Source organism: Alkalicoccus luteus, from assembly GCF_012034335.1.
GTDB classification, from domain to species: domain Bacteria; phylum Bacillota; class Bacilli; order Bacillales; family Salisediminibacteriaceae; genus Alkalicoccus; species Alkalicoccus luteus_A.
This window is the reverse complement of sequence record NZ_JAATHJ010000015.1, coordinates 1-19,775: the sequence shown is the minus strand read 5'-3', so window position 1 is coordinate 19,775 and position 19,775 is coordinate 1. Positions and strand designations below refer to the sequence as shown.

The 19,775-nt window shown below is 50.0% G+C and carries 12 protein-coding genes; 10 read left to right on the top strand and 2 right to left on the bottom strand.

The genetic code is table 11. The features are described from left to right. Nucleotides 1-10 precede the first annotated feature (10 nt). The 7 genes from HCN83_RS10660 to HCN83_RS10630 all read left to right on the top strand — a co-directional run bounded on the left by HCN83_RS10660 (nt 11) and on the right by HCN83_RS10630 (nt 8,378). Complete coding sequence (locus HCN83_RS10660) at nt 11-1,786, top strand: ATP-binding cassette domain-containing protein (protein WP_168007084.1); 1,776 nt, start codon at nt 11-13, stop codon at nt 1,784-1,786. A gap of 492 nt (nt 1,787-2,278) precedes the next feature. Continuing rightward, nucleotides 2,279-3,232: an ABC transporter permease gene (locus HCN83_RS10655; protein ID WP_168007083.1), complete on the top strand. Its 954-nt coding sequence runs from the start codon at nt 2,279-2,281 to the stop codon at nt 3,230-3,232. Continuing rightward, complete coding sequence (locus HCN83_RS10650) at nt 3,222-4,169, top strand: iron chelate uptake ABC transporter family permease subunit (RefSeq protein WP_168007082.1); 948 nt, start codon at nt 3,222-3,224, stop codon at nt 4,167-4,169. The genes HCN83_RS10655 and HCN83_RS10650 overlap by 11 nt, the downstream gene beginning before the upstream one ends. Beyond that, nucleotides 4,166-4,924, top strand: coding sequence for an ABC transporter ATP-binding protein (locus HCN83_RS10645; RefSeq protein ID WP_168007081.1), 759 nt, complete (start codon nt 4,166-4,168; stop codon nt 4,922-4,924). Before HCN83_RS10650 ends, HCN83_RS10645 begins: the two co-directional genes overlap by 4 nt. Before the next feature lie 20 nt (nt 4,925-4,944). After that, nucleotides 4,945-5,943 (top strand): siderophore ABC transporter substrate-binding protein, encoded by a 999-nt coding sequence (locus tag HCN83_RS10640; RefSeq protein WP_168007080.1) that lies wholly within the window; start codon nt 4,945-4,947, stop codon nt 5,941-5,943. Between the two features lie 430 nt (nt 5,944-6,373). Then, nucleotides 6,374-7,816 carry an alanine/glycine:cation symporter family protein gene (locus tag HCN83_RS10635; protein ID WP_168007079.1) on the top strand — a complete coding sequence of 481 codons (1,443 nt, stop codon included), beginning with the start codon at nt 6,374-6,376 and terminating at the stop codon, nt 7,814-7,816. 103 nt (nt 7,817-7,919) lie between these two features. Continuing rightward, nucleotides 7,920-8,378 (top strand): DinB family protein, encoded by a 459-nt coding sequence (locus HCN83_RS10630; RefSeq protein ID WP_168007078.1) that lies wholly within the window; start codon nt 7,920-7,922, stop codon nt 8,376-8,378. A gap of 82 nt (nt 8,379-8,460) precedes the next feature. Here HCN83_RS10630 and HCN83_RS10625 read toward each other — a convergent pair whose 3' ends face one another. Beyond that, a complete protein-coding gene (locus HCN83_RS10625) occupies nt 8,461-9,357 on the bottom strand; it encodes an AEC family transporter (protein ID WP_168007076.1) in 897 nt (298 codons plus the stop codon). 141 nt (nt 9,358-9,498) lie between these two features. On the opposite strand from HCN83_RS10625, the gene HCN83_RS10620 reads away from it, so the two are divergent. After that, complete coding sequence (locus tag HCN83_RS10620; protein WP_168007074.1) at nt 9,499-10,296, top strand: ABC transporter ATP-binding protein; 798 nt, start codon at nt 9,499-9,501, stop codon at nt 10,294-10,296. Nucleotides 10,297-10,836: 540 nt separating this feature from the next. Here the strand turns inward: HCN83_RS10620 and HCN83_RS10615 are convergent. Next, nucleotides 10,837-12,264: an NAD-dependent succinate-semialdehyde dehydrogenase gene (locus HCN83_RS10615; RefSeq protein WP_281351721.1), complete on the bottom strand. Its 1,428-nt coding sequence runs from the start codon at nt 12,262-12,264 to the stop codon at nt 10,837-10,839. Nucleotides 12,265-12,997: 733 nt separating this feature from the next. Here HCN83_RS10615 and gltB point away from each other — a divergent pair. Together gltB and HCN83_RS10605 are read left to right on the top strand one after the other, a co-directional pair. Beyond that, complete coding sequence (gltB, locus tag HCN83_RS10610; RefSeq protein ID WP_168007070.1) at nt 12,998-17,590, top strand: glutamate synthase large subunit; 4,593 nt, start codon at nt 12,998-13,000, stop codon at nt 17,588-17,590. Nucleotides 17,591-17,996: 406 nt separating this feature from the next. Next, entirely contained in the window at nt 17,997-19,484 is a 1,488-nt protein-coding gene (locus HCN83_RS10605) for a glutamate synthase subunit beta (protein WP_168007068.1), read from the top strand. Nucleotides 19,485-19,775: the final 291 nt, after the last annotated feature.

Genomic DNA, 19,775 nt, shown 5'->3' with positions numbered 1-19,775 from the left:
GAGGGATATCGTGAAAGACGTTCAATATTTTATTAAACAAATTCATCAGTTTGCGGGGATGAAGCTATATGGAACCATGGGTCTGATGGGTTTGATGAGCTTGATTGAAGGTGCAGCTCTTTTAATGATTATCCCTCTGCTTTATTTTATTGGTGTATTAGATATGTCGATGGACATCAGACAAATTCAATTTTTATTTGAATGGATTCAGCAAATTCCTGAAAACTACAGGCTGTTGTTTATACTTACTTTCTATGTGTTTGTGGTGCTAGTTGTTCAATGGTTAAAGAAGTATACACAACTTCGCCATGCTTCCATTCAATACGGCTTTTTACACAAGGTAAGAACAACGCTGCATGAAAAGATTTTGATAGCCGATTGGGGATTTCACTTGCAAAAGAAAAGTTCTGATATTGTTCATATTCTTCTTACAGAAACAGGGAAGATAAGCTCTGGTACAAATGCTGTGCTCCAATTGTTCTCTCAGGCGTTATTCACTATTATCCAAATTGGAATAGCCTTCTGGCTTTCCCCTGGAATAACACTTTTTGTACTTGGAGCAGGTGTAATCCTGATGTTTTTTTCCAAAAAATTTGTCAGAAGATCCATTAAATTAGGACAACGGAATTTTGAGCTCGGAGAACAATATATGGCTGGATTAAATGATAATGCAGCAGGCATAAAAGAAATCAAGGTGAATGGATTAGAAGATAGAAAGCAAGAATGGTATGACAATCACACGCAAGCAATCAACAATGAGCAAATGGCTTTTCTGCGGCTTCGGTCATCTTCCTATTTTCGATATAAAGTAACATCAGCTGTACTCATAGCGTTGTTTATATTCGGAGCACTGCAATTTTTTCAGGCTCAGGCAGCTCAACTTTTACTGATTGTTTTAATTTTCTCCAGACTTTGGCCTCGAGTTACCACTATTCAAAATGCGATGGAACAAATTGGAGCATTTATGCCGGCATTTTATAGGGTGCGAAAAATAGAAAAAGAAGCCGATGCAAATGCTGAAAATAAACTGATTGCCAGTGTGCTAAGTCCAAAATCATTAATTGAATTAAGAGATGTTTCCTTTTCCTATGATAGTCGGACAGATGTAAAAGCGTTGAGCCATGTTAGTGCCGAGTTCCCTATTAAACAAACAACAGCTATTGTTGGTAAATCAGGAGCGGGAAAAAGTACATTGATCGATTTACTCATGGGTTTACACAGACCTAATGCAGGAATGATAGTGGTAGATGGTGAAGAAAAAAGTAGTGACTATTTGCTATCACTGCGACCTCAAATGAGTTATGTTTCACAAGATCCTCACATTTTTCAAGGTACTATTCGAAATAATCTCAGCCTTGTAAAAACAGAAGTAACAGATTTCGAGATGTGGGAAGCGCTCCGCTTTGCCGCAGCCGATGAATTCGTGCAGAAGCTGCCAGACGGGCTAGATACCGAGCTTGGCGACCGCGGAGTGCGGCTTTCCGGCGGGGAGAGGCAGCGGCTCGTGCTGGCACGGGCGATTCTGCGGCAGACCCCGGTATTGATTCTGGATGAGGCCACGAGCGCACTCGACTCCGACAACGAGCAGAAAATCCAGCAGGCGCTGGAAAACATGCGCGGCCGCATGACGGTTATTGTTATAGCGCACCGTTTATCCACGATTCGACACGCGGACCAGGTGCTCGTATTGGAAGGCGGTCGGGTCATTCAGCAGGGAGGCTACCAGACGCTCGCGAGAGAACAGAACGGAGCCTTTCATGAACTGCTGCAAAAGCAGCAGGTATAGCCAAAATCATACGTAACGCCGTTCGCTTTGAAAAAGCGGGCGGTGTTTTTGCTGGTAAGCTGCAAGGTGCTAAAAACCACTCTGATTCTCATCACGATCGGATAGTGCACCCCCTTTTTATCAAGTAAAGTGAAAAAAACCACAAGTCGAAACTATTACGCTTTTCATGAAAAAACTGAATGAGATAGTGTATAAATTGAAGTTGTTTTTTAGTGTATAAGCTACTAATAGTCATGCAATTTACGAAGATTTTATCTGTTCAATCGATTTGCATGTTCATGCGTTTTATGCACTTTAAAACGCGCTGAAATGACATTTGTGTCACAAACCAGTCACGACTCATCTGACTATTTTCCGGATTTTGCTTGCACTTTTTGTAAGTCGGGAGTAAGATAATCGATGACTAGTCATTGAGAATGAATCTCATTATCAAAATGTGTTTTCCGCGGAAATGCATCAGGGCTGTTCAGGCAGCCTGTCAGGAGGAGCACCATGAGATTGCGTTATGTGATTCTGCTTCTGTGTGCCCTCTCCTTTGCAAGTTTGTTTGTCGGCGTCAGTTCCCTGTCGCTTTTCGATCTTGGACAGATGACAGAGGAGCAGAAGCAGATTTTCTGGTCGAGCCGTTTCCCGAGGCTCGTGGCTATTGTGATGGCAGGAGCGGGCATGGCGATTGCCGGGCTCGTCATGCAGCAATTGACCCAGAATAAATTTGTATCACCAACGACTGCGGGAACGATGGACGCAGCCCGGCTCGGTATTCTGGTGTCGATGATCGGCTTTGCCGGTGCCTCGTCACTCGTCCGGATTTCTGTTGCCGTATCGTTTGCAGTCGCAGGAACCTTTATCTTCATGTTTATTTTAGAGCGGGTCAAAGTAAAGGATAAAATTTTCATTCCGCTCGTCGGTCTTATGTTCGGAAATATTCTCGGCTCGATTACGACATTTTTTGCCTATCGCTATGATCTCATTCAAAACATGTCCGCGTGGCTGCAGGGAAATTTCGCCACGGTGATCAGCGGGCAGTATGAGCTGCTCTGGCTTGTAATTCCAATTGTCGCGTTTACATATCTGTACGCAGACCGCATCACCGTTGCCGGTATGGGAGAATCCTTTGCTAAAAATGTCGGGCTGTCATATCGGACCGTCATTAACCTCGGCCTCGTGCTGACGGCAGTGATGACTTCCCTGATTGTTTTGACAGTCGGTATGATTCCCTTTCTTGGCTTGATCGTGCCGAACATCGTCTCGATTTTCCGGGGAGATCATATGCGCAAAAATTTGCCGTATACGGCACTGTTTGGAGCTGTTTTTGTTCTCATCTGTGATTTGTTCGGAAGAACGATTATTTATCCGTATGAGATTCCGATCGGACTGACTGTCGGCGTGATCGGCAGCGGGCTCTTCCTTTATCTTCTGTTAAGGAGGCACCGCTATGGACTCTAAGTGGAAATTAATGCTGATAGCGAGCCTGGTAGCGGTTCTCTCTATCCTCTTCCTGATGATCGGAGCGGACGGAAACTGGGAATATGTGCTGCCGAGAAGGGGTCGGATGCTCGCTGCATTCGCATTGACCGGCGCCGCAATCGCCTATTCAACAATCGTGTTTCAGACGATCACGGGCAACCGGATTTTGACTCCGAACATTATCGGACTGGATTCGCTGTACCTGCTGATTCAAACGTTTATTATTTTCGTTTTTGGCTCGCTCAGCTACATCATGGTGCAGGGAAACATCAACTTTCTGCTCTCAACTGCGGCGATGATCGGTTTTTCATTTCTGTTTTACAAGCTGCTCTTTCAAGGAGAGAAGCGTCAGCTCTACTTCCTGCTGCTCGTCGGCTTTGTGCTCGGTACGTTTTTCTCCAGTCTCTCGACGTTTATGCAGGTGCTGATGGATCCAAACGAATTTCAAAACGTTCAAAACCGTATGTTTGCTAGTTTTCAGCGAGTACAGACGGATCTGCTTCTTCTTACCGGCACCGCATTTGCAGGCCTGGCGTTCATTGGCTGGCGCTGGCGTGATTATCTCGATGTCCTCGCGCTCGGCAAAGATCACGCGGTCAATTTAGGTGTGGCCTATGACCGGATCGTACGGAGGCTTCTCATTCTCGTCGCCGCACTCATTTCCATCGCAACAGCGCTTGTCGGACCGATCATGTTTCTCGGGCTGCTTGTCGCAAACGTCACCTATGAAATGATGCGTACGCACGAGCACCGGTGGCTGCTGCCTGCCGGTATGCTGACAGGAATGGGAGCGCTGATTCTCGGACAAATCGTCGTGGAGCACGTCTTCACGTTCTCCACAACGCTCAGCGTCATCATTAACTTTATCGGCGGAGTTTACTTTCTCTGGCTGATCCTAAAGGAGAGGAAAGCATGATCGCAGCGGAGTCACTCATTAAACAGTACGGAGATACACCGGTCGTCGACAACGTGACGGCATCGATTCAGAAAGGAACGATGACGACGTTTATCGGCCCGAACGGAGCGGGGAAAAGCACGCTTCTCTCGATGGTCAGCAGACTGCTGAAACGAGACGGCGGCTCTGTTTCGATTGACGGCATGCCGATGGAGAACTTTGCAGAAAAAGAGCTGGCACAAAAGATGTCGATCCTCAAGCAGACAAATGAGATGAACGTGCGCCTGTCTGTTCAGGACCTTGTCTCCTTCGGTCGCTTTCCCTATTCGAAAGGGAGGCTGAATGAGGAGGATCGAAAAGTTGTTTCAGATTCGATCGCGTTTACCGAGCTGGAGGAAATGAAGGAGAAGTACCTGGACCAGCTGAGCGGAGGACAGCGTCAGCGGGCCTTTATCGCCATGATTCTCGCACAGGATACCGACTATATTTTACTGGATGAGCCGTTAAACAATCTCGACATGCGGCATTCTGTGCAGGTGATGAAAGTACTGCGCTCGCTCGTGGATGAGCTTGGGAAGACAGTGGTGCTTGTCGTGCACGATATTAACTTCGCTTCCTGCTATTCCGACTACATTGTGGCGATGAAGGAAGGTCGTGTGGTAAAGGAAGGCCGCACGTGGGAAGTGATTCACCCGGAACACTTGAAAAGCATCTATGATATGGATTTTCAAGTGCAGGAAATCAACAATCAGAAAATATGCGTCTACTTTTCATAATATAACTGGAGGAATGGATCATGAAAAAACGAACAACGGCATCTCTATTTGCAGGAGCACTGCTGCTCGCAGCCTGCACAGGAGAAGGAGACGCAAACCAGACGGACAACGCAGAAGCGGCGGGAAACAACGGCCAGAACGAAACAGAGGAAGTGAACGATGCAAACGCCGGAGATGAAGCAGAAAGCATCACGGTAACCCATGATCTTGGCGAAACGGAAGTACCGGTGAATCCGGAAAGCGTCGTTGTCTTTGATTTCGGCGTGCTCGATACGATGGACGTACTCGGCGAGGAGCCGGTCGCACTCCCGCAGGGAAATGTCCCATCATACCTGTCGGACTATGAAAGCGAGGCATACGAAAATGCCGGAACGTTGTTTGAGCCGGACTTCGAAGCGATTTATGCGATGGAGCCGGACCTGATTCTGATCGGCGGACGCACGGCAGAAGCATACGATGAACTCAGTGAGATTGCACCGACCGTCATGATGGGCGTTGACCAGGATAACTACATCGAATCGTTTGAAGAGCAAGTAACGCTACTTGGCGACATATTTGCGAAGGAAGACGAAGCTGCATCAGCGCTTACAGACGTGCAGCAGCAGCTTGATGAGCTGCAGCAAACAGACTTTAATGGGAGCGGGCTGATGGTGATGACGAGCGAGGGCTCACTCAGCGCCTACGGTCCTGGATCCCGGTTCGGCCTTCTTCACAACGAGTTTGAGATTACACCGGCAGATGAAGGAATCGATGATGCCAATCACGGGCAGAACGTCTCATTTGAATATGTGCTGGAAACAAATCCGGATATTCTGTTCGTACTTGACCGCGGCGCGGTAGTCGGCGGTGAAGAGGAAGACAGCGCAGATGAGGTGCTGAATAACGATATCATTAACCAGACGCAGGCAGCTGAAAATGACAGCATCGTCTACCTGAATACGGAGTACTGGTACATTTCTGCAGGCGGACTGACGTCAGTGAGCGGCATGATCGAGGAAGTGCGACAGGCAGTGGAATAATCGCAGCGGGGAGCCTCCAGCTTTGGAGGCTCCTTTTTTGAATTTTCACGGGGACTGGTCAATCGTTTTGAGAATGTATCTGGACAGCTCCCTAATGAAAGGGAGGAGGAAAGTTTTCACGATGACGGCTGATGTTATCAAATCGCGGAGCAAACCTTTCAAACTCGACGCTAAACTTATTATACGCAGGCGGAAACTTGTTACGGTTATCAACTTCCGTTCGCTATAGCGAATATTTTATCAAAACAGTGCAGAAAGTTTTCAAACGCGACCGCGACATTATTATTTCAACGCAGCTGCAGAGAATCGGCCCCGCCCCTCCTGGCACAAAATCAGCTTCTTCCTGATCAAGAAAAAATATCCAAATCCAGTTTGTGCTATAATAACCGAGGGAAAATATAGATAACCTACTAGATGAGGAGGAAACATCATGGAACAATGGTTTTCCGCTGACACATGGCTCGGGGATATTCTCGGTTTTTTTGAGGGCATCATCTGGGGTTATGTGTTAATTTACGTCCTTCTCGGCCTCGGGCTGTATTTGACGATCCGCACGAACTTCGTGCAGTTTCGCATGCTGCCGACGATGGTTCGGGAACTGTTTAAAGGTACAGACCGTACGGCATTTAAAGAAAGGAAAGGAACAACGCCGTTTCAGGCCTTCGCTATCAGCACAGCGGCCCGGGTAGGAACAGGCAACCTTGCCGGTGTGGCGATCGCGATTTCACTCGGTGGACCGGGTGCAATATTTTGGATGTGGATTGTAGCGCTTATCGGTGCAGCAACCGGCTTTATTGAAAGCACGCTGGCTCAAATTTATAAAGTGAAGGACAAGGATGGCTTCCGCGGCGGACCTGCCTACTACATGCAGCGCGGACTTGGCTCCCGCTTCATGGGTATTCTGTTCGCTGTCCTGATGATTCTCTGCTTTGGTCTTATTTTTAATGGCGTGCAGACGAATACGATTTCAGACGCCTTCGCCGGATCCTTTAACGTTGATCCGCTCATCGTCGGAATCATTATTTCTGCTGCAATGGCCTTTATTATCTTTGGCGGGGTGCGTCGAATCGCCGTCCTTGCTGAAGTCATCGTTCCGGTTTTCGCCGTTACATACGTGCTCGCGGCGCTGGTCATCATGGTCATTAATTTTGACCAGGTGCCTGGAGTATTTGCCCTGATCTTCCAAAACGCCTTCGGTATCCAGGAGGTAGTCGGCGGGGGACTTGGCGCTGTGATTATGAATGGTATTCAGCGAGGCCTCTTCTCCAACGAGGCTGGTATGGGTAGTGCGCCGAACGCAGCCGCTACTGTTTACGTGAACCACCCTGTTAAACAGGGTCTGGTCCAGTCGCTCGGGGTTCTGGTCGATACGATCATTATCTGCAGCGCGACTGCCTTTATTATTCTACTTACAGATGTGTATACTGTCGGGGATATTGAAGGGATTCAGCTGACGCAGATGGCGCTTGCGGAACATGTCGGTGAAGGAGCCGGCGTCTTTGTTGCCATAGCGGTCTTCTTCTTTGCCTTCAGTTCTCTGCTCGGCAACTATTATTACGGTCAGGTGAACGTGGAATTTATTTCAGAAAAGCCGTGGGCGCTGCTCGCTTTCCGTCTCGCCTTTCTTGCGATGATTATCGTAGGCGCAACAGCTGATCTCGAGCTTATCTGGCTCATGGCAGACGTCTTTATGGGCTCCATGGCGCTCGTCAACCTGATCGCGGTGGCGCTGCTTTCCGGTATTGCCGTCAAAGCGCTGCGTCATTTCAACAATCAGTCGCGGCGCGGGCTCGATCCTACCTTCTATGCGGACAGCATTAAAGGATTGAAAAACGTCGAAAGCTGGGATAAGAAGTCGGATAGCCGCAAGTAACAATATAATGAAGGCCGGTTCCTGCGGGAGCCGGCCCTTTTTTGAAGGTGCCGGTTTTAAAAGCTCGTGCACGGGAATACGTTCTGCGAGGAGGGTGACGATTATGACAAAAAGTACGTCGTTCCTGAAAAAATATTTTCTTTCCCACAGGGAAGTAACGAAAGAGCTGACAGAAAAGATCGCTTCGGAGGACTATGCGTATAAGCCGACGGACACCTCTATGACAGCCGAGGAGCTCGTCACACATATGCTGACTTCTTTTCATCAGTTTGCATGCATTGCAGCGGGAGAGGAGCCGGAGAAGCTCCATGAAGATACGGAACAAGCGACGCTGCAGGAGCTGGCAGAGCGCTATACCGATGCCTCCGTGAAAAAAATCGAATCGATCAGCGATGAGCGGTTGGAGGAAACGATTGATCTTTCCGAGACGTTCGGCATGAAAGTTCCGGCTTGGCGCTTGATTGAAATCGGCATCGATCATGAAATTAACCATAAAGGCAATCTGTTCGTATACGTCAGAAGTCTCGGCTTTAATGAGCTGCCGATGTTTGTAAAAGCGTAAGCCTTTTATAACAAAGGAAGCACGGAACAGAAGGGAGGCTTCCCTTTGCTCCGTGCTTTTATGTGCTGAAGCAGCTGCTCTGCTACTGCAGAATCGCAAGCAGCACGGTAATCGTAATCACGCTCAGCAGCGTCGTAACCATCGTGACGCTCGAAACATAGCGCGGCTGGTTATCAAACTGCACGCAGAACATGACAATGGTCGCAGCAGACGGCATAGCAGCAGAGACGATCAGCACTTTCGCCAGGAGCGGATCCATCGGCATCAGCATCGTCAGCCCCCACGCAATCAGAGGAGAAATCAGCAGCCGGACCGTCGTGCTGTAAGAAATAGACGGCCAGTCAAACTGGCCGATTTGCATGTTGGCAAGCTGCATGCCCAGAATAATCATCACAATCGGGATCGCTGCTGCGGCGACAATATCGACTGCTCCCATCAAATTATCCGGCATCGCAAGCGGGGTCGCCTGCATGATGACAGCTAGCAGCAGTGCGTATGTAACCGGCATCGTCAAAATACTGCGGACGGCGTAGCGGGAGCCTGCATAGCCTTTTGCAGCGTAATAGACACCGAACACATTCATAATAATGGACTGCAGCACCATAAAGGATACCGCGTAAGCAAAGCCTTCCTGACCGTAGGCGAATAAAATAATCGGCGCTCCGTAATTGCCGGCGTTCATAAATGCCGTCGATAAAATCCAGCCGCTCTCTTTTTTCTCCGAACGCTTTGTGATCCGGGCCACTAGTTTGTTCAGTATAATCAGCGAGAACAGCAGCGCAAACGAAAAGACGACCATGTATACATACTGCCGGTCGAGCTCAGCTTCGTAAAATGTCTGGAAGACAAGCGCCGGGGTCGCCACATACAGCGCCACGACCGAAACCGGCTTAATATCGACTTTTTTCCATTTTTGTATTGCAAAGCCCGCTGCAAAAATGAGCAGCACAGGCAGAACCACCTGAATAAAAATTGTCATAAACAGCCCTTCTTTCCACCATTTCCACTCTTTAGTTTACGCCTCCATGCATGTAATTTCATTCGAATGAATACAATTTTGTGATTTTCCCGTAATGTACGGTACACTGAAAAACAAACAACTGGAGCGGAGGGCCTGTTTATGAGAGAGATCGTATCACTATCAGATGTGACCGTTCAGCGCGGGGGCAATGTACTCGTAAAGGATGTATCCTGGCAGATTCAGCGCGGCGAGCACTGGGGGCTGCTTGGCCGGAACGGCTGCGGCAAAACGACGCTGCTCAAGGTGCTTTCCGGATCGATGTGGCCGAAAGCAGGGAGCGGACCGGTCGATATTCTCGGTAACCGCTACGGCAGCTCCTATATGCCGGATGTGAAAAAATCGATCGGCTGGGTCAGTCAGGCACTTGAGCGGCAGTATCAAAGCTACCCGCATGTAGATGGACTGGAAATTGTGCTCAGCGGTCTGCACGCCTCGATCGGCCTGTATGAGCCGGTCACGCAGCAGGAAATGGACCGCGCCTATGAGCTGCTGGAGCAGTTTGGAGCCGGCCATCTGGCAGAAAAACCGCAGCAGCATTTTTCTCAGGGCGAGCTGAAAAAAGTACTGCTGGCACGAGCCTGGATGGCAGAGCCGGAGCTGTTAATTCTGGATGAGCCGTGCTCCGGGCTTGATCTTGCCGCACGGGAAGATCTTTTGTACCGGCTTGAGAAAAGCTTGCAGCAGGGAGGACCGACGCTCATTTATGTCACGCACCATATGGAAGAGCTGATTGCACCGATCACGCATGCGGCGCTGATGAAGGACGGATCGTTTATCAGTCAGGGAGAGAAAGAAACGGTGCTGAATGAGAAGGAGGCGTCCGCTGCGTTTGACGTTCCGGTTTCGGTTTCATGGGAGCACGGCAGGCCGTGGGTGAAAGTGAAGCCATTACTATAGAAGAAACAGGACTGCTCCCGGCATGGGAACAGTCCTCAGAGTGTTGATAACGTAATTTCAGGTGAATAACCTTGCATCTGCCTGCATCTGCGGACACTCGCTTTCCGGAGGGAACGGCCTCGGCTTTCGCCTCGTTCTGATCCTCCTGGAGTCAAGTTCCTCCGATTTGGCAGCTAACAGTCCGGTTGACACGCCTGGTGAGGCTTCACACGAGCTTGTTCCATATGGATGGAGCCTTTAGTTAAGCAACGCTTCGATGTCGAATAGGGACGTACGTCAACGTATCCACCAAAAAAAGCCGCAGCGTCAGCGATCGGGACGTTTTTCTCCAACAAACAAATCCATTTCCCCTTCGTGTCCGGCGTGCCCGTGGAAGCCGCGCCATCCTACGTGCCTTTCTTCCCTTCATACAGGGTTTACCCTGAGAAATAGCTGAAGGCAACCCCACGGCAGGCTCGGTAAACAGAGGGGCAATACAATCAATCGAATAGACATGTAAACAAGTTGACTTTATCAACAGTCCTGTTTTTTGAAAACGTCCTATTCAATGTTGCGTGCGACATATTTCGTTTCGAGGTATTCTTCGATTCCTTCAATACCGCCTTCTCGGCCATAGCCGGATTCTTTCAGACCGCCGAACGGTGCCTGGGCTGCGGAGGGAACGCCGTCATTCCAGCCGACCACGCCAAATTCGAGTGCTTCTGTGACCCGGGTGCCGGTAGCTGCATCTTCTGTGAAGACGTAAGAAGCCAGTCCGTAAGGCGTATTGTTGGCGAGTTCAATCGCCTCTGCTTCCGTTTTAAATGACTGGATCGGTGCCACCGGACCGAACGTTTCCTCCTGCATGATGAGCATGTCAGAGGTGACGCCGGTGAGGACCGTCGGCTGATAGAAATAAGCGCCGTCTTCAGCTGTTCCCGTCCCGCCTGCGGCAGCTTCAGCTCCGTGCTCGATCGCATTTTGCACGTGCTTCTCAATTTTCTCATAGCCGTCTTCGTCAATGACGGCGCCGATGTCGTTCTCTTCCTTCATCCCGTCACCGGCCTTCATGTTTTTTACTTTTTCGACGAACCGTTCCGTAAAGGCGTCCAGTATTCCTTCCTGGACGTAAAACCGGTTGGCAGCGATACAGGACTGCCCGCCGTTCCGGAATTTAGCTGTTGCCGCTTCTTTTACTGCTTTATCCAGGTCAGCATCATTAAAGACAAGCAGCGGAGCGTGTCCCCCAAGCTCAAGCGAGAGCTTTTTCACCTGGGCGGCGCTTTGTTCAATCAGCATTTTGCCGACTTCTGTTGAGCCGGTAAAGGACACTTTGCGCACCCGGCTGTCTTCCATAAAGACCGATGTAATATCAGAGGCGCTGCCGGTAAGCAGGTTGACGACGCCGTCCGGAATGCCTGCTTCTTCGCAAAGTTCGATAATCTTCATCGCGGTGAGCGGTGTCGCTGTAGCAGGCTTGATAATAAACGTACAGCCGGCAGCAAGCGCAGGCGCAAGCTTTCTCGTAATCATGGCAGCCGGGAAATTCCACGGCGTGATCGCTGCCGTAACCCCGATCGGCTGCTTAAGTACGTCAATCCGGTGTCCGGCATGCTTGCCGGGAACGCTTCTCCCATACACCCGCTTTGCTTCGTCTGCAAACCAGTCGAGAAAAGAAGCCGCGTAGACGACTTCTGCCTTCGAATCGGCGAGCGTTTTGCCATTTTCGAGTGTCATTAGCTCTGCGATTTCGTCTTGTTGCTCCATCATGAGCCGGTACACCTCGCGCAAATACCCAGAGCGCTCTTGTGCCGACGTCTGTTTCCAGTCGCTGAGGGCGTCAGCCGCCGCGTCGACCGCCGCTGTTGCCTCCTTTTTACCTGCTTTTGGTACCGTACTGATCAGGGCACCCGTTCCGGGGTTTGTGACGTTAATCTGCTCCAGTGAGCTTCCGGTCCAGGATCCGTTTACGTATAGGTCGTTTTTCATCGCTATCCCTCCTAAGTAAAAATGTTCCTTTTCCATGATGGACTGAAACGTATTTCTTTAAAAAAAGGAGCCGCGTCAAAAAAGAAGGTTTCGAATGAAATCAAAAAAGGTATAAAGCAACACCTGTATGTTATTTTAGATGGTCTCTTTATTTTCCGGAAATTTACCGTCAGCTTTCATTTAACACCTGTTTTTAGGACCAGATAATGAGCGATTTCCGAACGTTTTCATGTAAGCGTATTCAAAAAGATAGACAGCCATTTTGTATAAATCATGATTATTCACCCTCTAAGACCCTTCAATACCAATAATTTACATCCATACTGAATCACTCCTCATTCAGCGAACCTTTCCCCTTGACTTTTAAATATGAAGAAACACGATCATTTTGGATAAAAAGCTTATAATGACAGCGTTTTCAGTCAGAAAATCTGCGAAAGCTACGGAACACGAAAGTCCTTGCCTCACAAGGGATTGCAAACGGTTGTAGTCAGAAAATAGCGACAAAGTGTTAATTAATGCCTTTGTAAATTCGAAAAAAGATGGTATTATTCAATGATATGAAAGAAAAGTTCACCAATTTCTGAATTTTTCTGCTGCGCACACCGGTCTCTTCCATTTATTGGAGTGTACACCGATGTGTATAAAAATGTGAACGAACGATTAAATATAACGTGTCGGCGTCGTATCTTTTCGTTCGTGCATATTTGTATCTTTAAGGAGGGACGTTATCATGATGAATCACGGATATCCTACTGCTCAGGGGCTTTATGATCCCAGAGAGGAACACGAAGCCTGCGGGATTGGGATGATTGCGAATATTAACGGTACGAAATCCCATGATATCGTTCAAAATGCGATCACCATTCTCTGTAACCTCGAGCACCGCGGAGGACAGTCAGCGGATGTCAGCTCCGGCGACGGTGCCGGTATTTTGACTCAGATTCCGCACCGGTTTTTCGAGAAACAGTTCCATAAGGAAGACATTGCGGTTCCGGAAGAAGGCAAGTACGGAATCGGCATGATTTTCTTTCCTCAGGAACAGAAAGAACGAAAGGAATCACGCCGTATCTTCGAACGTATTATAGAAGAAGAAGGCCAGAGTGTCCTCGGCTGGCGAACGGTTCCCGTAAACGATTCGTTTGTCGGTGATGAAGCCAAAAAAACCGAGCCTTTCATCCGCCAGGTGATCGTTGCTCCATCAGAAGATCTTGAAGATCAGGATGCATTCGAGCGGAAGCTGTATGTCATCCGCAAGCGCACAGAAATCGAAATTGCCAAGACGCTGAAAAGCCAGGACTTCTATATTTGCAGCCTGTCGACGCGTACGATCATTTATAAAGGAATGCTGATTCCGGAACAGCTCGATTCATTTTACATCGACCTGAACCACCCGGACTTCAAAACAGCGGTCGCATTCGTGCATTCCCGTTTCAGTACGAACACGTTCCCGAGCTGGAAGCGTGCTCACCCGAACCGGTACACGATTCATAACGGAGAATTCAACACGATCCGCGGTAATATGAACTGGATGAAAGCCAGAGAGAAAATGTGCCAGTCCAAGTACTTCACAGATGAAGAGCTGGACAGCCTGCTGCCGGTTATTGATAAAAACGGCTCTGACTCTTCCATGTTCGATAACGCTTTTGAATTTCTGCATCTCTCCGGACGATCCCTCGCACACACTGCGATGATGATGATTCCTGAACCTTGGGCCAACGACGATTCCATTAAACCGGAAAAGCGCGACTTCTATGAGTACCATAGTACGCTCATGGAGCCATGGGACGGTCCTGCTGCCATCGGCTTTACAGACGGACGCCACGTTGGAACGATTTTGGACCGGAATGGACTGCGTCCGGCACGTTACTATGTAACGAAAAGCGGGATGCTCGTACTCGGTTCTGAAGTAGGGGCGCTGGATATCTTTGCAGATGACATTCTTGTCAAAGAGCGTCTGCATCCGGGACGTATGCTGCTGCTTGATCTGGAAGAAGGAAAGATCATTCCGGATGAAGAGATTAAAATGAACATTGCCAAAGAAAAGCCTTACCGCGACTGGATTAACAATAACATGATCGATCTGGATGATATTCCAAAGGTCAGCGAATCCGAGCTGCCGGATGATTCCGCAGATCTTGTTGATAAGCAGCTTGCGTTTGGCTACACCAATGAAGAAATGCACAAAATTCTAAAGCCGCTCGTAGCAGACAAGAAGGATCCGGTCGGCTCCATGGGCTATGACTCTCCGCTTGCGGTGCTTTCCAAGAAGCCGCAGCTGCTGTTCAATTATTTTAAGCAGCTGTTTGCGCAGGTCACAAACCCGGCTATCGATGCGATTCGGGAAGAAATTGTCACGCAGGTGAGCACGACGATCGGAGCAGAAGGAAGTCTCGTGAATCCGAAGCCGGAAAGCTGCCGTCACATTCGTCTGAATAAACCGGTGCTGAGCAATGAGCAGCTGGAAACCCTTCGTCAGCAGGAGCTGAAAGGCTTTAAGTCATGCACGCTGCCGATTCTCTTTGATGTGGCTTCCGGAAAAGAAGGCTTGGAACCCGCACTTGAGGACTTATTTAAACAGGCGGACCAGGCAGTAGAAGACGGCTGTGTGCTGCTTATTCTGTCGGACCGTGAACTGAGCCGCGAAAAAGCAGCGATTCCATCCCTGCTTGCCATTTCTGCGCTCCATCACCATCTGATTCGCCAGGGCAACCGCACGAAAGTCAGCTTGCTGCTGGAATCAGCCGAAGTACGTGAAGTGCATCATGTTGCTACTCTGCTCGGCTACGGTGCAGAAGCAGTGAACCCGTATCTTGCGTTCGCATCTCTTGCAGATCTGCGTGAGCGAGGCGAGATCGACAAAGCATACACGATGCATGAAATTACGTATCAGTACATCGATTCGGTGACAGATGGCGTTGTCAAAGTCATGTCGAAGATGGGGATTTCCACGATCCAGAGTTACCGCGGCGCCCAGATCTTTGAATCGGTCGGTATTTCGAAAGAAGTCATCGACCGTCACTTTACCCGGACTTCTGCCAAGCTCGACGGGATTGGTCTCGACGTGATCGCAGAGGAAGTATTGAAGCGTCACATACCTGCTTTTGAAGAACTTCGCGGAGGCAGCAAGAAACTCGAAGCCGGCGATGAATTCCAGTACCGTCAGAATGGGGAAGACCACCAGTACAATCCAAAGACGATTCACATGCTGCAGCACGCTACCCGTACGGGAGACTATGAAGCGTTTAAAGAATATTCGAAGCTCATTACGGATGAGAAAAACAACCTGCAGTCGCTGCGAGGCTTGATTGCGTTCAAAGACCGTCCGTCGGTTCCGCTTGAGGAAGTAGAATCGGTTGAGTCGATCTGCAAGCGATTTAAGACCGGTGCCATGTCACTCGGGGCAATCAGCGCAGAAGCCCACGAAGCACTCGCGATTGCGATGAACCGCATCGGCGGAAGCAGTAACAGCGGGGAAGGCGGCGAATATCCGGAGCGTTTTACACCGGATGAAAACGGCGATTCCCGCCGCAGCTCGATTAAACAAGTCGCGTCCGGACGCTTCGGCGTAAAGAGCCACTATCTGGTAAACGCGGATGAAATTCAGATAAAAGTAGCGCAGGGGGCTAAGCCTGGTGAAGGCGGACACCTGCCTGGCAAGAAGGTGTACCCGTGGATCGCCGAAGTACGCGGATCGACGCCTGGGGTAGAGCTTATTTCACCGCCGCCTCATCACGATATTTACTCGATTGAAGACCTGGCAGAGCTGATTCATAACCTGAAAAACGCCAACCCGCGCGCTCGTATTTCCGTCAAACTTGTATCCGCAGGCGGAGTCGGAACGATCGCAGCAGGTGTTGCGAAAGGCCGTGCGGATCTCGTACTGATCAGCGGCTATGACGGCGGTACCGGTGCTGCACCGCGTACAAGCCTGAAGCACGCCGGTCTGCCGTGGGAAATCGGTCTGGCCGAAACACACCAGACACTGCTCCTGAACGGACTTCGTGACCGGATTGTTGTCGAAACGGATGGCAAGATGATGACCGGCCGTGATGTCGTTGTTGCAACGCTGCTCGGAGCAGAAGAATATGGATTCTCGACAGCTCCGCTTGTCGTTCTCGGCTGTATCATGATGCGCGTCTGCCATCTCGATACGTGCCCGGTCGGCGTTGCTACCCAGAACCCGGAGCTGCGTAAAAAGTTCATGGGATCTGCAGAAGCAGTTGAAAACTTCATGCGCTTTGTCGCGGAAGAAACGAGAGAACTGATGGCAGAGCTCGGTTTCCGTACGATCAATGAAATGGTCGGACGCACCGACGTGCTGGAAGTCAATAAAGAAGTGGACCACTGGAAAGGCAAGTACCTGAACCTGGAGGCGCTCCTTTATCAGCCGGAAGTAAAAGCCGGTCAGACAGTTTATGCGAGCCGCAAGCAGGATCACGCTTTAGAAAAATCGCTTGATCATCAGGAACTGCTTCCATTCTGTGAAGAAGCCCTTGAGAACGGTACACCGGTAAAAGGAACGGCTGCGGTACGAAACATTCACCGCGTAGTCGGTACGATTCTCGGCAGTGAAGTGTCCCGCCGCTATGGCCTCGAAGGTCTTCCGGAAGACACAATCCGCCTCACGTTCAAAGGCTCAGCCGGACAAAGCTTTGGTGCGTTTGTGCCGCACGGTATGACGCTGAAGCTCGTCGGTGATGCAAACGACTTTATCGGCAAGGGACTGTCAGGCGGTAAAATCATCGCCCGTCCGTCACGTAAATCGCCATTCAAGTGGGAAGAAAACATCATCGTCGGAAACGTCGCCTTTTATGGCGCCTCCGGAGGCGAAGCATACATCAGCGGTATCGCCGGTGAACGCTTCTGCGTCCGAAACAGCGGCGTAAAAGCCGTGGTCGAAGGTGTCGGAGACCACGGATGTGAGTATATGACAGGCGGGAAGGTCGTCATCCTTGGGGAAACAGGGCGAAACTTTGCAGCCGGTATGTCAGGCGGCGTCGCGTATATTCTCGACGAAGCAGGCAATTTTGATGCGAAGTGCAACGCTGAACTCGTTGATCTGGAAAGCCTGAACGATAAAGAGGAGATCGCCGAACTCAAAGCGATGATCGAACGCCACGTTGACTACACGCTCAGCCGAAAAGGCCAGCGAATCTTAAATAACTGGGAGCACTTCGAAGCGAAATTCGTCAAAGTCATCCCGCAGGACTACCGTGCTATCCAGGAGCGAATCTCGCACCACCTCGCTCAAGGCATGAGCCAGTTCGACGCCGAAATGGCCGCGTTCGAAGACAGCAAAAAACCAAAAGTCGCAGCGAAATAGAAAAGCGTAGTGGCCCGCTTAGGGGCGCCGCGATTGGACTGAGGCTCACGAGATAAAGAAGACACTGCCGAAGGGCAGATGTCGCCTTATCGTAAGAGAGTAGAGGGAAATCGCCCAGCCCCTGGGCCACGGAGCTGGACAAAGAAAAGCGTAGTGGCCCGCTTAGGGGCGCCGCGATTGGACTGAGGCTCACGAGATAAAGAAGACACTGCCGAAGGGCAGATGTCGCCTTATCGTAAGAGAGTAGAGGGAAATCGCCCAGCCCCTGGGACGCGAAGCTGGACAAAGAAAAGCGAAGTGGCCCGCTTAGGGGCGCCGCGATTGGACTGACAATCACGAGATAAAGAATAGCAGCATCAAACAGCTGCTGATACCCAAAAGAAATGGATTGAAGGAGGGTACTGTGATGGGAAAAGCGACAGGATTTATGGAGTACACTCGCCAGACGATACCCGAGCGTAACCCTTCTGAACGAACGAAGGACTGGGATGAATATACGCTGCCCATGTCGGATGAAGAGGCCAAAAAACAAGGTGCCCGCTGTATGGACTGCGGTGTGCCGACATGCCACACCGGGATGGAACTCAACGGTGTGACAACAGGCTGCCCTGTTTATCACCTGATTCCGGAATGGAATGACCTCGTTTACCGTGGACAGTGGAAAGAAGCGCTCGACAAAGAACACGAAATGAACAACTTCCCGGAATTCACCGGATTTGCCTGCCCGGCACCCTGCGAAGGTGCCTGCGTACTTGGCATTAACGAACCGCCGGTTGCGATTCGTTCCGTGGAAAAGTCGATTATTGAAAAGGGCTTTGCGGAGGGATGGGTACAGCCGAATCCACCGAAGCAGCGTACCGGCAAGCGCGTCGCGGTCGTTGGTTCAGGGCCCGCAGGACTTGCTGCTGCAGACCAGCTGAACAAGGCTGGCCACAGCGTTTCCGTATTCGAGCGTGCGGACCGCCTCGGCGGACTGCTCACGTACGGCATTCCGGAAATGAAGCTTCCGTATGCTGTCGTAAAGCGTCGTATCGATATTCTGGAAGCAGAAGGCATCGAATTCTTCACGAACACAGAGGTTGGCAAAGACGTAACGTCTGAGCAGCTGAAAAGCGACTTTGACGCAACGATTCTCTGCGGAGGCGCGACGGTCCACCGCGACGTGCCTGCTGAAAACAACGATCTGAAGGGCATTCACTATGCGATGGATTTCCTGCATGCAAACACGAAAAGCCTGCTTGATTCCAAGCTGGAGGATGGCGAGTACATTTCTGCGAAAGATAAGAATGTGCTTGTTATCGGGGGCGGGGATACAGGAACCGACTGTATCGCTACTTCTCTTCGTCATGAATGTAAGAGCCTTGTCCAGTTCGATATATATGATAAAAAAGCGCCGGCCCGCGACATGATGATCAATCCGTGGCCCCAGTATCCGATCATTCACCGTATTGAGTACGGTCAGAAAGAAGCGGAGGCTGTATTTGGTGACGATCCGCGTGCTTACGCCGTCATGACAAAGAAATTTGTCGGTGACGATGATGGGAACGTAAAAGAAGTACACACGGTGAACGTTTCGCTTCGCTACGATGAGGAAGGCAACAAAATCCGTGAAGAGATTCCGGGCTCTGAAAAAGTATGGCCGGTAGATCTCGTACTCGTAGCCATCGGCTTTAAAGGACCGGAACAAGGTCTGATTGAACAGATGAATGTAGAGACAAAAACGAATTCAACGGTACGTGCACAATTCGATGACTACCGCACGAATGTGGAAGGCGTATTCGCAGCCGGAGACATGAGACGCGGTCAAAGTCTGATCGTTTGGGCGATTAATGAGGGACGCGGTGCAGCCCGCGAATGTGATCGTTTCCTCATGGGTGAAACAAAGCTGCCGTGATCATTGCTTTGCCGCAGGACAGCCTCGTCCTGCGGCATTTTTTTGTGTTTGAGGTTTGCTCTTCCCCTTCTAAGGTAATAGGTATTAGGAGAACAAACAGGGAGAGGAGGAAGCAGAATGGCGGATGATGAAAGAGGAGCCGGATCTGTTTTTATTAAGTATGCTGTTATTGCTAGTCCAAAACGTCCAGAATAAGATGGGATTGTTTGTCCAAGGATTGACGGATATACTGTCTATAAAGACCCTGCAGAAAGGAAAAGACGCCTTCCACAATGCCGGCCATTACCAGTG

Coding starts and splice junctions, on each gene's coding strand:
- HCN83_RS10655 (WP_168007083.1), top strand. CDS start 2,279: ATGAGATTGCGTTATGTGATTCTGCTTCTGTGTGCCCTCTCCTTTGCA.
- HCN83_RS10650 (WP_168007082.1), top strand. CDS start 3,222: ATGGACTCTAAGTGGAAATTAATGCTGATAGCGAGCCTGGTAGCGGTT.
- HCN83_RS10645 (WP_168007081.1), top strand. CDS start 4,166: ATGATCGCAGCGGAGTCACTCATTAAACAGTACGGAGATACACCGGTC.
- HCN83_RS10640 (WP_168007080.1), top strand. CDS start 4,945: ATGAAAAAACGAACAACGGCATCTCTATTTGCAGGAGCACTGCTGCTC.
- HCN83_RS10635 (WP_168007079.1), top strand. CDS start 6,374: ATGGAACAATGGTTTTCCGCTGACACATGGCTCGGGGATATTCTCGGT.
- HCN83_RS10630 (WP_168007078.1), top strand. CDS start 7,920: ATGACAAAAAGTACGTCGTTCCTGAAAAAATATTTTCTTTCCCACAGG.
- HCN83_RS10625 (WP_168007076.1), bottom strand. CDS start 9,357: ATGACAATTTTTATTCAGGTGGTTCTGCCTGTGCTGCTCATTTTTGCA.
- HCN83_RS10620 (WP_168007074.1), top strand. CDS start 9,499: ATGAGAGAGATCGTATCACTATCAGATGTGACCGTTCAGCGCGGGGGC.
- HCN83_RS10615 (WP_281351721.1), bottom strand. CDS start 12,264: ATGAAAAACGACCTATACGTAAACGGATCCTGGACCGGAAGCTCACTG.
- gltB (WP_168007070.1), top strand. CDS start 12,998: ATGATGAATCACGGATATCCTACTGCTCAGGGGCTTTATGATCCCAGA.
- HCN83_RS10605 (WP_168007068.1), top strand. CDS start 17,997: ATGGGAAAAGCGACAGGATTTATGGAGTACACTCGCCAGACGATACCC.